The sequence below is a fragment of the Arthrobacter sp. P1_B4 genome, from assembly GCF_056406555.1.
Genome location: NZ_JBFTZW010000005.1, coordinates 45,248 through 57,786, shown reverse-complemented (window position 1 = coordinate 57,786; position 12,539 = coordinate 45,248). Strand labels below are relative to the sequence as shown.

The window sequence follows — 12,539 nt, the reverse complement described above, 5'->3', positions numbered from 1 at the left end:
GTGGCAATGCGCAAACTCGACGACCGCGAGCCGGAGGCGGGCCGTTCCGGGCCCGTCGCCAAAGCCGTGCTGACCATCGCCGAAGCCGCCGGGGAGGCCCGCGGAGTCGTGTTGATCCTGCACGGCGGGCGGGCCGACAGTTTTGACGCAGTCCGCGGCCGGCACCTGAGTCCGGCCCGGATGGTGCCCTTCGCCCGGGCGCTGCACAGGCAGGGCGGCCCGCACGGGCTGGCCGTGTGGACCCTGCGCAACCGCTACCGCGGCTGGAACGGGGAGGACATGTCCCCCGTTCACGATGCCCGTTGGGCGCTCGCCCGGATCAGCCAGGAACATCCCGGCGTGCCGGTGTACCTGCTGGGCCACTCCATGGGCGGTCTCACGGCGCTGTGCGTGGCCGACGACGCGCAGGTCGAGGCCGTCGTCGCGCTCGCCCCGTGGCTGAACCACAAGACCTCGGTCCAGCCTGTCGCGGGCCGCCGCGTCCTGATCGTCCACGGGACCGACGACCGCTGGACCAGCCCGGCGAACTCACTGGACTATGCCCGGCGCGCCGAGGGCGTCGCCGCGTCCGTTGACTACGTCTCGCTCAAGGAGGCCGGCCATTTCATGATCCGCCGGCTGCCACTGTGGAACGTGCTGGCGAACGGCTTCGTCCTGGACGCCTTCAGCGAGGCAACGGGGGCCGATGTTTCCGGCGCCAGGGACGCATTGCGCAGCGCCCTCGGCGGCGCCCCGCCGGCGGCCGGAACGCGTATGCCGGTGGTGTTGTGATGCCGCCGTTCCCGCTCGATGCCTTCCTTGCCAGCCTGCCCTGGGTCATCGCGGGACTCGTGGCGCTGCTCGCAGTGACTTTCGCGGTTGCCGTGCGGCAGAACCGGCACTCCGTCATCGACACCGTCTGGGGTCTGGGCTTCGTGGTGGTGGCCGGCATCTCGTGGGTGCTTTCCGCCGGATACGGCGACGCCGGCAGGCGGCTGCTCCTGCTTGCCCTGGTCGCGGTGTGGGGCATCCGCCTCGCCGTCCACATCGGGGCACGCGCACGCGGCCGCCACGAGGACCCGCGCTACGTGGACATGCTCGCCGGAGCGTCCGGATCACGCAATGTCTATGCCCTGCGGCGGGTCTACCTGCCCCAGGGGCTGGTGATGTTCTTCGTCTCGCTCACCATCCAGGTCGGCATGTTCGCCACGGGAAGCCTGGGCTGGCTGGCGTTCGCCGGCGTCCTGCTCTGGATCCTTGGCTTCGTGTTCGAGACGGTCGGCGACTGGCAGCTGACGCAGTTCAAGGCCGATCCCGCCAGGCGCGGCACCGTCCTCAACACCGGCCTGTGGCGCTACACCCGCCACCCCAACTATTTCGGCGACGCCGCCGTCTGGGCAGGGCTGTTCCTGGTGGCGGCCGATTCCTGGCCGGGTGTCCTGACCGTGCTCTCCCCCGCCCTGATGATCTGGACGCTCGCCGGCAAGACCGGGAAGCCGCTGACGGAAAAGGCAATGTCCGCGCGTCCCGGGTACAAGGAATACATCGACTCCACCTCCGGCTTCCTGCCCTGGCCGCCCCGGCGGCGGGTGGGCGGACACTGACGTGCGCGGCCCGGCAGGTGCCCGGCACCGGCTGGGCTGGCGGCCCGTGAACTGGCGGCCGGAGCCCAGCGACCGGTTCTACCGTTTCATTGTCCGCACCGGGCTGGCGCTGCGCTGGCTGTTCCGGATTCGCGTCCTCGTCACGGGGCGGGAGCACCTGCCCCAGCCCGGGCCGCCCAATGCCTCAACCCGTGGCGCATCAACCCGCCTCCCGTCCCGCCCGGTGGTGCCCGGCCAGGGCGCCGTGGTCGCGATCACGCACTTCGGCTACCTCGACTTTGCCTTTGCCGAGATGCTGCTGTGGTGGCACAACCGGGCCCAGCTGCGTTTCCTCATCACGCAGGGCGCCGCCGACCACTGGTTTGCCGGCCCCGCGGTCAGCGCCGCCGGGCATGTGGTGGTCGGGTACGGATCGGGAGCACACGCCTACGACGCCGCCGTCGCCCGCCTGAGGGAGGGCGAATACGTCGCCGTCCTGCCAGAGGCCGGCGTGAGCCGCAGCTTCACGGTGCGCGAATGCAAGACCGGTGCGGTGCGGATGGCCGCCGAGGCCGGCGTGCCGATCATCCCGGTCTCCATCTGGGGCGCCCACCGGCTGATGACCCGCCACCATGCCTTCTCGCCGCGGCACGCCTGGCGCGCCCCGGTCCGCATCCACGTCGGCGAGCCGATCCTTCCGGGCTCGCTCCCGGACCCGGCCGACGACGCCCGGGCCGCGACGGCGCGCCTGGCCAAGACCCTGCAGGACGGGATCGACGCCGGCATTGCCGATTTCCCCCTGCGACCGGCCCCCGGGGCCTGGTGGATGCCGGCCGGTCTTGGCGGCGGCGCCCCGACCGAGGAGGAAAGACGCCGGCTCGACGAGGGCGACGGTCCCCGGCGCGCAGGTGCCAAGCGCCGATAAGCCCTACTTCCGCCATCGTCTTGACTAAACTCCGTGGGGTACAAAAAGCACTCAATGGAGAGGGACACCTGTGGCAAGCACAGTCGTGACCAAGAGCGGAACCGAAGAACGCGGTCTCGCACGGATAGCCCAACGAATGGCGGCGTGGACGGAGCGGTGGTTCCCGGACGCCTACATCTTCGCCCTCGCCGGCGTCGTCATCATCGCGGTGGCCGCACTCGCCATCGGCGCCACGCCCCAGGCAATCGCCGACTCGTTCGGCAACGGCTTCTGGGACCTGACGGCCTTTACCCTGCAGATGGCCATGGTGGTCCTCACCGGCTACGTCGTGGCCACCTCCCCGCCCGTGGCGAGACTGATCAACAGGCTGGCGCTCGTGCCGTCAACGGCGCGGACCGCGGTGAGCTTCGTGGCCGTGCTCGCCATGTCCGTGTCCTTCCTCAACTGGGGGCTCAGCCTGATCTTCGGCGGGCTGCTGGCCCGCGCGATTGCCCGCCGCAAGGACCTGACGGTGGATTACCGTGCCCTGGGTGCGGCGGCGTTCATGGGCCTCGGCGCCGTCTGGGCTCTGGGGCTGTCCTCCTCTGCCGCGCAGCTGCAGGCCACGGCCGCGTCGCTGCCGCCGGCGCTGCTGAAGATCACGGGCATCCTGGACTTCGGCACCACGATCTTTACCTGGCAGTCACTGCTGACGCTGGCCATCCTGATGGCCCTGACCACCGTGATTGCGCACTTCTCCGCGCCCCAGGGCGGCTCGATCCGCACCGCAGAGGACCTGGGCGTGGACCTGGACGACGAGCCGGCCGAGTCCGCGCCGCGTTCCCGGCCGGGCGAATGGCTCGAATACAGCCGGGTCCTGCCGATCCTGGCGGGCGTCCTCACGCTCGCCTGGCTCGTCTCGCAGTTCCTCACCAAGTCCTTCCTCAGCGTGGTCAGCAGCCTCAACGGCTACCTGCTCGTGTTCCTCATCCTGGGCCTGGTCCTGCACGGGACGCCGCGGAACTTCCTGCAGGCCGTGACGAAGGCCGTCCCGGCCACCGCGGGCATCCTCGTGCAGTTCCCGCTGTACGCGGCGATGGCGGCCATCCTGACCAAGGCCCCGGGAACCGGCGGCATGAGCCTCTCCACCCACCTCGCGGCGTTCTTCTCGGACATCGGCAGCGGCGGCGGCTTCGCCGTCGTCATTGCCCTCTACACGGCTGTACTGGGCATCCTGGTCCCCTCCGGGGGCGGAAAATGGCTGGTAGAGGCGCCCTACGTGATGCAGTCGGCCACCGACGTGCAGATGAACCTCGGCTGGACCGTGCAGATCTACAACATCGCCGAGGCGCTGCCGAACCTGGTCAACCCGTTCTTCATGCTGCCGCTGCTCGCGGTGCTGAGGCTGCGCGCCCGGGACCTGGTGGGCTTCACCTTCCTGCAGTTCGTCTTCCACCTGCCGGTGGTCCTGCTGCTCGTCTGGCTGCTGGGCATGACCTTCGACTTCGTGCCGCCGGTGATGCCCAAATAACTGCGCCGCACAATAACTGCATTAACGCAGACAGACCCGCAGCCGTGGCCGTTATCAAGCTTCATACGGCTACAGCTGCGGGTCAGTCTGGTTAAGACCTAGGCCGGGTCGGAGACGACGAGCGTTTCCGAGCCCTGGACATGGGCCTTGCCGCTCTCGAGCAGCGGTTCGACAACGGTGCGCAGGGCGGTCATGGCGTCGTCCAGTTCGAGCATGACCGGGTGCTGGTAAGCGATCAGGGCCAAAAGGTCCCGGACGGCGGCCTTGGCCTCGTCCGCGCCAAGCTTGGGCTCGTGCCCGAGGAACACCTCAGTAGGCTCAGTGGTCGAGGCCGCGCCGCCGGCACCGGCATCGGCGCCGCCGTCGGCCCCCGGAATTCCCTGGGCGTAGCTGATGGCGAACCCCTCCAGCCGGCCCTTGCGGCTGGCCGCGATGCCGTGCCCGAAGGCGCTGGCCTTGGGCGCCCGCAGCACGATCGCTCCGTGGGCGCCGCTGAGGTCATCGAGGAACAGGCGCTGCACCGCGGCGACGCTCAGCTCCCCCGGGCTGTCCCAGCCGTGCACGGCCGTGTAGTAGCGTCCCACGACGTCGCTGAGCTCCACCGAACCCGTGGCCAGGTCCTCGACCTGGTCGGTGGCCGCGGACTCCGAACCGTCGCCGAACACCGGCAGCTTGAGCGGAGCCGGGTCAACGACGACGAGGCGGGAACGCTGGATCGGGGCCAGGCCCGCGGCCTCGGCAAACGCCGCACCGGGTGTGCCCGGCTCCACTTTGCAGCGCAGTCTGGACACGCCCGACGGCGCCTGGGCGGCCTCGTGCCGCAGCATGGTCAGCAGCGTGGACCCCAGGCCGGCGCGGCGGTGGTCCCGGGCGACCTCGACATACGCCCAGAGCCGGTCCGGGTGCAGCGAGGCCTCGTGGACCACGGCGGCCGCCACCGGAATGGCGACACCGTCCACGACGTCCTCGGCCACGATGCAGCGGCGCCACGGGGAATTGCCCGAGGGCGACAGCGTCCCGCGGAACTGTCCGGCCTGGACGGTCTCAGGGCCGCCCCAGATTTCCAGCAGCGCGAGGTCGTCGCCTTCCCGCCATTCCCGGTATGCGATCGCCATGATCAGGCGCCGATCAGCCGTGCGGCCAGGTAACCCTCCACCTTGTCCAGGGAGACGCGTTCCTGGCTCATGGTGTCGCGTTCGCGGATGGTGACGGCCTGGTCCTCGAGCGTGTCGAAGTCCACGGTGATGCAGAACGGGGTGCCGATCTCGTCCTGGCGGCGGTAGCGGCGGCCGATGGCGCCGGCGTCGTCGAACTCGATGTTCCAGCTCTTGCGCAGCTGCGCTGCGAGGTCCTTGGCCTTCGGGGACAGGTCCTCGTTGCGGCTCAGCGGCAGCACGGCCGCCTTCACCGGCGCCAGGCGCGGATCGAGCTTGAGCACGGTGCGGATGTCCACCCCGCCCTTGGCGTTGGGGGCCTCGTCCTCGGTGTAGGCATCGATCATGAAGGCCATGAACGAACGGGTCAGGCCGGCCGCGGGCTCGATCACATACGGGGTGTAGCGTTCGTTGGTGGCCTGGTTGAAGTAGCTCAGGTCCGCGCCGGAGGCCTTGGCGTGGGTGGAGAGGTCAAAGTCGGTGCGGTTGGCGATGCCCTCGAGCTCGCCCCACTCCGAGCCCTGGAATCCGAAACGGTATTCGATGTCCGTGGTGCCCTTGGAGTAGTGGCTGAGCTTGTCCAGCGGGTGCTCGAAGAAGCGCAGGTTCTCTTCGCGGATGCCCAGGCCCGTGTACCAGGACATGCGTTCCTTCATCCAGTACTCGTGCCACTGTTCGTCGGTGCCGGGCTCGACGAAGAATTCCATCTCCATCTGCTCGAACTCGCGGGTGCGGAAGATGAAGTTGCCGGGCGTGATCTCGTTGCGGAAGGACTTGCCGATCTGGCCGATGCCGAAGGGCGGCTTCTTCCGCGAGGTGGTCAGGACGTTGGAAAAGTTCACGAAGATGCCCTGGGCCGTTTCGGGCCGCAGGTAGTGCAGGCCCTCTTCGCTGGCGACGGGGCCAAGGTAGGTCTTGAGCAGCCCGGAGAATTCATGGGGCTCGGTCCACTGGCCGCGGGTGCCGCAGTTGGCGCAGGCGATGTCCTTGAGGCCGTTCTCGGCGGGACGGCCCTTCTTCTCCTCGTACTCTTCCTCGAGGTGGTCCGCGCGGTAGCGCTTGTGGCAGGACAGGCACTCCACCAGCGGGTCGGAGAACACATCGACGTGGCCGGAGGCCTCCCACACCTGACGGGGCAGGATAACGGAGGAATCCAGGCCCACGACGTCGTCGCGGCCGCGGACCACGGACTGCCACCACTGGCGCTTGATGTTTTCCTTGAGCTCGGCGCCGAGCGGGCCGTAGTCCCAGGCAGAACGGGAGCCACCATAGATTTCACCGGCCTGGAAAACGAATCCCCGGCGCTTGGCGAGGGAAATGATCTGGTCGAGGACGGATTTTGCTGCCATGGGAACTCCAATTTTCTACAGGGCCGCTGGGTGCGGTCCGTGGTGTTGGCCCCGGGACGCCGGCTGGTTGCCGGCCGGGACGATACGAACAAAGCGATACGAACAATGCAATGCGAACAGTGCGATGCAAACTCCAAGCCTACCGGCCCGCTACCGCTTCAGCGCGCCCTTGGGCCAGGGCAGGGTGGCCAGGACGATGGCGCCGAGCGTCAGGATGGTGCCGAGGACCGTGGGGAGGGCGATCACCGTTCCGGGCACCGGCAATATAAGGTCCAGTCCGAGGGACCCCAGCAGCTGGCCGGCAATCATCCCGAGGCCGGTGACCAGCACGCCCAGGCTGCGGACCAGGAGGGCGCCGATGCCGATGAAGATGCAGCCGAGCGGGCCGCCAAGGTAGTACCACCACTGCGCCGGGAGGGGGTTGCCGGCCCCGGCCACGGCGAGTTTGATCAGCCAGGCCACCCACAGCAGGGCCGCTCCGGCGATGAAGTTCACGAGTGTCGCGGCGATGGGGGTGCCGTAGTGCACGGTGGCTGTGCCGTTCATGGCCTGCTGGAAACTCATCAGGAACCCGGCCAGGAGCGGAAGCATCACGGGAACCAGCAACTGCAGCCCGGATTCCCCGGCGCTGAATCTGGGCGACACCGCCCAGGCGACGGCGGCGACGGTGAGCACACTGCCGAGCACCCGGATGCCGGTAATGGGCCTCTTCCCCGCCGGTCCGATCCCCATCCGGTCCACCAGCAGGCCGCTGAGGGTCTGTCCCGTCACGGCGGCCACCGTGAAGAGGGCGACGCCGAGCAGTCCCACGGTGAAGGACTGGGCGAAGACGAAGAGGGCGCCGATGCAGCCGGCCAGGACGTAGTACGGCGGAAACTGCCGTTCGCGCACGGCGGGCAGGATCCGCGCCAGCCCTGCCCGGCCCCGGGGCAAGGCCAGGGAAATGACCGTCATGACCAGCAGTCCGGTGCTGAAGCTGACGACGGCGGCACCGATTCCGTCCTCCAGCGCCACCCCGAGGGCGCCGTTAATCCGGCCCTGGATCGGGATGAACAGTCCCGTCGCGACGGCCATGGGCAGGCCGACGATCAGCGGAAGACGGCGGTGATGGGTCATAGGTGCCACCTTAGGTCAGGCATTATTGCTTGTATGAGCAATCCGGAATTCGAAGACATCACTATCCGCGACAGCATGATCCGGCTGGGCCAGCTGCTGAAGCTTGCGAATCTGGTCGAGGACGGCGTGGAGGCCGCCGAACTGATCAAGAACGGGCTGGTGAAGGTCAACGGCGAAATCGACGAGCGCCGCGGCCGCCAGCTGCACGACGGCGACACCGTCACCGTGAACGGCCGGACCGTGCGGATCAGCGCGCCCCCGGCCGCCTAGCCGCCCGCCCGGCGCCGCTTCCCGGCGTACACTTCCCCGGCGCGCCTACTTCTTGGCGTTGAGCACCACGTGCGTGAGGAACTCCGAGACGTGGCCGATCTCCTGCTGGTTGATGCCGTGCCACATGCCCGTGTAGAGGACCTTGGTGAGCTTCACGTGCTTGCGCACCCAGCCGACGGTGTAGTCGATCTTGTCCTCGGTGATCACGGGGTCCTGCTGGTCCCGCCCCCAGAACAGCGGCACAGTGCCGTCCAGTTCGCCGTCGCGGAAGCTGGGGTCATCGCCGGCGTCGACGACAAAACCTGACAGCCCGACGACGGCGGCAAAGTCCGCCGGCCGCTGCCGCAGCAACGTGGTGGCCATCGCCATGCCCATCGAGAACCCCAACAGCGTCACCGACGGGTGGTTGGCTTTGACGCCGTCGAGCCAGTCCTGAACGTAGCCTGCGGCGACCTTGACGGCGTCGAGCGAGTAGCCAATGGACCCTGTCAGCGGGAACCAAGTGAAGCCCGGTCCCATGGCGATCGGGGCGCGCAACGAGGCCACCGCAAATTCCTGCGGCAGCATCCCGGCCAGGCTGAGCAGATCCTGTTCGTTGGCGCCGTAGCCGTGCAACAGGACAAGAAGCGGCTTGCCGGCCCGTTCCTGCTCCGGCTGGGACCATTGGACGACAGGGGCGGGGAAGGCGTCAGCGTGAGTCATGGAACTATTCTTGCAGTTACCCGACGGTAACAAATTACGGGGCGCAGCTAATACGGTGGCGCAGCTAAACGGGAACAGTGCAGGATAAGGGGGTGAGCAATACCTATCCCATGGAAAATTCACCGGACACCCCAGCCGAGACCACCGTTGACACCGTCACCCACCCGTGGACCCGCTATGTGGCGATGGGCGACTCATTCACGGAGGGCATCGGCGATCCGGAACCGGCCAGTCCGGGCGGCCATCGGGGCTGGGCGGACCGCGTGGCCGAGGAACTCAGCCGTGGGCACAACGACTTCGCCTACGCGAACCTGGCCGTCCGTGGCCGGCTCCTGCAGCAGATCGTGGACCAGCAAATGGCTCACTGCCTGTCCCTCAAACCGGACCTCATCACGCTCTCCGCAGGCGGCAACGACCTCATCCGCCCGGGCGGCGATCCGGACGTGCTGGCCGAAAAGCTGGATTCGGTGGTGCAGATCCTGAGCCTGGGCGGCGCCACCGTTGTCCTGTTCAACGGCCCGGATACCGGCTCCACGGTGCTGGGCCGGATCCGCAGCAAGGTGGCCATTTACAACGAGAACCTGCGCACGATCGCCGCGCGCCACGACGCCGTGATCGCGGACATGTGGTCGCTGCGCCAGCTCAATGACCCGCAGATGTGGAATGTCGACCGGCTGCATTTCTCACCGCTGGGCCACCACACGATCGCGGCCATGGTGCTGGACTCGCTGAACGTCGAGCACACGCTCCAGCCCCTCTCCCCCAAACCGCTGCCACAGCGCAGTTGGCGCGAGGCGCGCAGCGGGGACCTGGTGTGGGCCAGGGAGTATTTCGTCCCCTGGGTGGTCCGCCGGCTGCGGCACCGCTCCTCCGGCGACGGCATGACGGCCAAGCGGCCGCTGGCCGGACCGGTGTTCGGTCCCGGCGTTCCGCTTGGTTCCGGCGAAGGCCCGCCCGGAGCCGAGGACGCGGTCCGGTCCTGAGGCTTCGGGCCTGAGCCTGCGGGGCATAAGCTGGAGGAACACTTCTCCGGCCCTACAGATGAGCCCGCAGATGAGAAGGCCCAGCAGCTGAAAGGCCCAGTACCGTGAGCAGTATGTTCTTCTGGATCATCGTGTTGTCCTTCCTGGTTCCCGTGGCGATGCGCCTCTACCGCAGGTCTGCCCGCGGCCGGAACCAGGGCACGCCGGGACAGTTCGGCCGGTTCCCGGGCAGCCAGAACAACCCCGGCCAGGGTAACCAGCCGCGTGATGGCTACACCCAGCAGGACTACTTCGGCGGCTTTGGCCAGCTGGGCGCCCCGAAGCAGTCGGGTCCGGCCAACGAGCCATATCCCAACCCGCCGTACCCCAGCGCGGAGTACCCGAACGCGCAGAACCCCCGTCCCCGGTTTCCGGACCAGCCGTTCCCGAACCAGCCGTACCCCGGCCAGCAGTACCCAAACCCGGTCGGCTACCAGTCCCCCGTCCCGTACGAGGACAGCCCGGAGTACCTGAACAACCCGCCGCAACCGCAACGGCCGCAGGCATCGCAAACTCCCCCGGCGCCGGGCGCGGGACAGGCGCAGGCGCCGCAGTCTCCGCCGCCGTCGGCCGGGCAGGGCTACCGGGCCCGCAAGCTGGCCGAGCTTGACCAGCAGTACACCGACGGCAAGCTGTCCATGGAGGACTACATGGCCCAGCGCGCGGAAATCATGAAGGGCTAGGACCCTGCCGGGCCGGCGAACTCGACGTCAGCCGCGTTGACCGTTCCCGCCGTCCGCCCCGGCGCCTTGTGGTACTGCCAGTACAGATTGGTGTGCGCGACCACAAGAGCCGGCGGCGGGGCGCCGTACTCGGTCAGGTCCTCGGTGGTGTGGGCGTCGGCGACCAGCGTGACGTCGTAGCCGCGGGTGATCGCGCCGTGCAGGGTCGAGCGGATGCACTCGTCGGTCTGCGCACCGGCCAGGAAGAAGCGCCCGATGCCGCGCCCGGCCAGCACGGATTCCAGGTCGGTGGCCTCGAAGGCGTCGCTGTACTCCTTGGCCACGAGCGGCTCCGAACTGCGGCGCGCGAGCTCCGGCACGTACTGCCAGCCGTCGCTGCCGCGCGGGAGTTCCTCACCGCTGTGCTGCACCCAGACGACGTCCGCCCCGGCGTCGCGGGCCTTGTCCACGAGCGCGGCGATGGTTGCGACGACGTCGTCGCGGCGGTAGGCCTCCGCGACGACGCCGATCTGCATATCGACGACGAGCAATGCCGTGTTGGGACGGTTGACGAGCGTGGTCATGGTGCCTCCCGGATCCTGGCTGTCCCTGCGTGCCTACTCTAATCCCGGCCCCCGAAAGCAACGAGGGGTCACTTGCGGCCCCTGATCCGGTGCCGGATAAGTGACCCCGCGTCGCTTTGACGGGCAGAAGCGTCAGTCGACCTGGGGGAAGCCGAGGTCGATCACCGAGGTGGACGGGTCCGGCCAGCGGGTGGTGACCACCTTGCCGCGGGTGTAGAAACGGATGCTTTCAGGGCCGTACATGTGGGTGTCGCCGAACAGCGAATTCTTCCAGCCGCCGAAGGAGAAGGTGCCCACCGGCACCGGGATGGGCACGTTGACGCCCACCATGCCGGCCTCGACGTCGAACTCGAACTGGCGGGCGGCGCCGCCGTCGCGGGTGAAGATGGCCACGCCGTTGCCGAACTCGTTGTCGTTGACCAGCTTCACGGCGTCGGCGTAGGTCTCGACGCGGACCACGGAGAGGACGGGCCCGAAGATCTCGTCGTCGTAGACCTTCATTCCGGGCTTGACGTGGTCGATCAGGCTGACGCCGATGAAGAAGCCGTTGGAGTCGAATTCGTGTTCGCGGCCGTCCACCACCACGGTGGCGCCCTCGTTGGCCGCGCCGGCAACGTAGGAGGCCACTTTGTCGCGGTGCTCGGCCGTGATGAGCGGACCCATCTGGGAGGCCGGGTCCGTGCCCGGGCCGATCGCGAGGGCTGCCATGCGGGTGGTGATCGCCTCCACGAGGTCGTCGGCGATGCTGCCGACCGCGACGAGGACGCTGACTGCCATGCAGCGCTCCCCGGCGGAGCCGTAGGCGGCCGAGACGGCGGCATCCGCGGCCATGTTGAGGTCCGCGTCCGGCAGGACCACCATGTGGTTCTTCGCCCCGCCCAGTGCCTGGACGCGCTTGCCGTGATCGGCGGCGCGCTTGTAGATGGACTGCGCGATCGGCGTCGAGCCGACAAAGCTGATGGCCTTGACCGTCGGGTGTTCCAGCAGGACATCCACGGCTTCCTTGTCCCCGTGGACCACGTTGAGCACCCCTGCCGGCAGCCCGGCCTCAGCGAAGACCTGGGCGATGAAGATGGCGGAGGACGGGTCCTTCTCGCTCGGCTTGAGCAGCACGGTGTTTCCGCAGGCCAGGGCGCTGCCGATCATCCACAGCGGCACCATGGCGGGGAAGTTGAACGGCGTGATGCAGGCGACGACGCCGACCGGCTGGCGGACCGAGTGGACATCGACGCCGCCGGAGACCTGCTCCGAGCGTTCGCCTTTGAGCATGTGGGAGAGCCCGGTGGCGAATTCGATGTTCTCCAGGCCGCGGGTGATTTCACCTTCCGCGTCAGAGAGGACCTTGCCGTGCTCGCTGGTGAGCAGGGCCGCGAGTTCGGGCCGGCGCTGCATGAGCAGTTCACGGACCTTGAAGAAGATGGCTGTGCGCCTGGCCAGGCTCGTGGCGCGCCAGCCGGGCAGGGCGGCGCGGGCGGCCTCGATGGCCTCCTCGACGCGGGCGGCGGAGGCCAGGGCGACCTCTTTCTCCTGCTCGCCGGTGGCCGGGTTGAACACGGGGCCGAAGCGCTCGGCGTCGGCAATCAGGGCGCCGTTGATGAAGTGCGGGATGCGTTCCATGGGTGGGTCTCTTTCGTGAGGGGCAGGGCCGTTAAGGGCAGGGCCGTGAAGGGCAGGGCCGTGAAG

The 12,539-nt window shown here is 68.5% G+C and carries 13 protein-coding genes; 7 read left to right on the top strand and 6 right to left on the bottom strand.

Annotated elements, in window-relative coordinates:
• The first annotated feature begins 6 nt into the window (after nucleotides 1-6).
• The 4 genes from AC1D1W_RS04065 (at nucleotide 7) to AC1D1W_RS04050 (ending at nucleotide 3,997) form a co-directional block, all read left to right on the top strand.
• Entirely contained in the window at nucleotides 7-771 is a 765-nt protein-coding gene (locus tag AC1D1W_RS04065) for an alpha/beta hydrolase (RefSeq protein WP_043437079.1), read from the top strand.
• Nucleotides 771-1,583, top strand: coding sequence for a DUF1295 domain-containing protein (locus tag AC1D1W_RS04060; RefSeq protein ID WP_476943006.1), 813 nt, complete (start codon nucleotides 771-773; stop codon nucleotides 1,581-1,583). Before AC1D1W_RS04065 ends, AC1D1W_RS04060 begins: the two co-directional genes overlap by 1 nt.
• Before the next feature lie 46 nt (nucleotides 1,584-1,629).
• Complete coding sequence (locus AC1D1W_RS04055) at nucleotides 1,630-2,487, top strand: lysophospholipid acyltransferase family protein (RefSeq protein WP_476943030.1); 858 nt, start codon at nucleotides 1,630-1,632, stop codon at nucleotides 2,485-2,487.
• Nucleotides 2,488-2,557: 70 nt separating this feature from the next.
• The gene (locus AC1D1W_RS04050) at nucleotides 2,558-3,997 is read left to right on the top strand and encodes a short-chain fatty acid transporter (protein ID WP_476943005.1); all 1,440 of its coding nucleotides are present in this window, start codon (nucleotides 2,558-2,560) and stop codon (nucleotides 3,995-3,997) included.
• 98 nt (nucleotides 3,998-4,095) lie between these two features.
• On the opposite strand, the gene AC1D1W_RS04045 is transcribed toward AC1D1W_RS04050, so the two are convergent.
• The 3 genes from AC1D1W_RS04045 to AC1D1W_RS04035 all read right to left on the bottom strand — a co-directional run bounded on the left by AC1D1W_RS04045 (nucleotide 4,096) and on the right by AC1D1W_RS04035 (nucleotide 7,616).
• On the bottom strand, nucleotides 4,096-5,112 hold the full coding sequence (locus AC1D1W_RS04045) for a GNAT family N-acetyltransferase (RefSeq protein WP_243179641.1): 1,017 nt from the start codon (nucleotides 5,110-5,112) through the stop codon (nucleotides 4,096-4,098).
• Between the two features lie 2 nt (nucleotides 5,113-5,114).
• The gene (locus AC1D1W_RS04040; RefSeq protein ID WP_028278290.1) at nucleotides 5,115-6,500 is read right to left on the bottom strand and encodes a glycine--tRNA ligase; all 1,386 of its coding nucleotides are present in this window, start codon (nucleotides 6,498-6,500) and stop codon (nucleotides 5,115-5,117) included.
• 150 nt (nucleotides 6,501-6,650) lie between these two features.
• Nucleotides 6,651-7,616: a DMT family transporter gene (locus AC1D1W_RS04035; RefSeq protein WP_028278291.1), complete on the bottom strand. Its 966-nt coding sequence runs from the start codon at nucleotides 7,614-7,616 to the stop codon at nucleotides 6,651-6,653.
• 33 nt (nucleotides 7,617-7,649) lie between these two features.
• Here AC1D1W_RS04035 and AC1D1W_RS04030 point away from each other — a divergent pair, with 33 nt between their 5' ends.
• On the top strand, nucleotides 7,650-7,886 hold the full coding sequence (locus AC1D1W_RS04030; protein WP_018774572.1) for an RNA-binding S4 domain-containing protein: 237 nt from the start codon (nucleotides 7,650-7,652) through the stop codon (nucleotides 7,884-7,886).
• Nucleotides 7,887-7,931: 45 nt separating this feature from the next.
• Here the strand turns inward: AC1D1W_RS04030 and AC1D1W_RS04025 are convergent, their stop codons facing one another.
• Nucleotides 7,932-8,588, bottom strand: a complete 657-nt coding sequence (locus AC1D1W_RS04025; RefSeq protein WP_476943004.1) for an alpha/beta hydrolase — start codon at nucleotides 8,586-8,588, stop codon at nucleotides 7,932-7,934.
• Between the two features lie 110 nt (nucleotides 8,589-8,698).
• Here AC1D1W_RS04025 and AC1D1W_RS04020 point away from each other — a divergent pair, with 110 nt between their 5' ends.
• The gene (locus AC1D1W_RS04020; RefSeq protein WP_043437127.1) at nucleotides 8,699-9,571 is read left to right on the top strand and encodes an SGNH/GDSL hydrolase family protein; all 873 of its coding nucleotides are present in this window, start codon (nucleotides 8,699-8,701) and stop codon (nucleotides 9,569-9,571) included.
• Nucleotides 9,572-9,684: 113 nt separating this feature from the next.
• Nucleotides 9,685-10,293, top strand: a complete 609-nt coding sequence (locus AC1D1W_RS04015) for a hypothetical protein (RefSeq protein ID WP_476943029.1) — start codon at nucleotides 9,685-9,687, stop codon at nucleotides 10,291-10,293.
• Here the strand turns inward: AC1D1W_RS04015 and AC1D1W_RS04010 are convergent.
• Together AC1D1W_RS04010 and AC1D1W_RS04005 are read right to left on the bottom strand one after the other, a co-directional pair.
• Nucleotides 10,290-10,856, bottom strand: coding sequence for an isochorismatase family protein (locus AC1D1W_RS04010; protein WP_028278295.1), 567 nt, complete (start codon nucleotides 10,854-10,856; stop codon nucleotides 10,290-10,292). The genes AC1D1W_RS04015 and AC1D1W_RS04010 overlap by 4 nt on opposite strands.
• A gap of 132 nt (nucleotides 10,857-10,988) precedes the next feature.
• A complete protein-coding gene (locus tag AC1D1W_RS04005; RefSeq protein WP_476943003.1) occupies nucleotides 10,989-12,473 on the bottom strand; it encodes a CoA-acylating methylmalonate-semialdehyde dehydrogenase in 1,485 nt (494 codons plus the stop codon).
• Nucleotides 12,474-12,539: the final 66 nt, after the last annotated feature.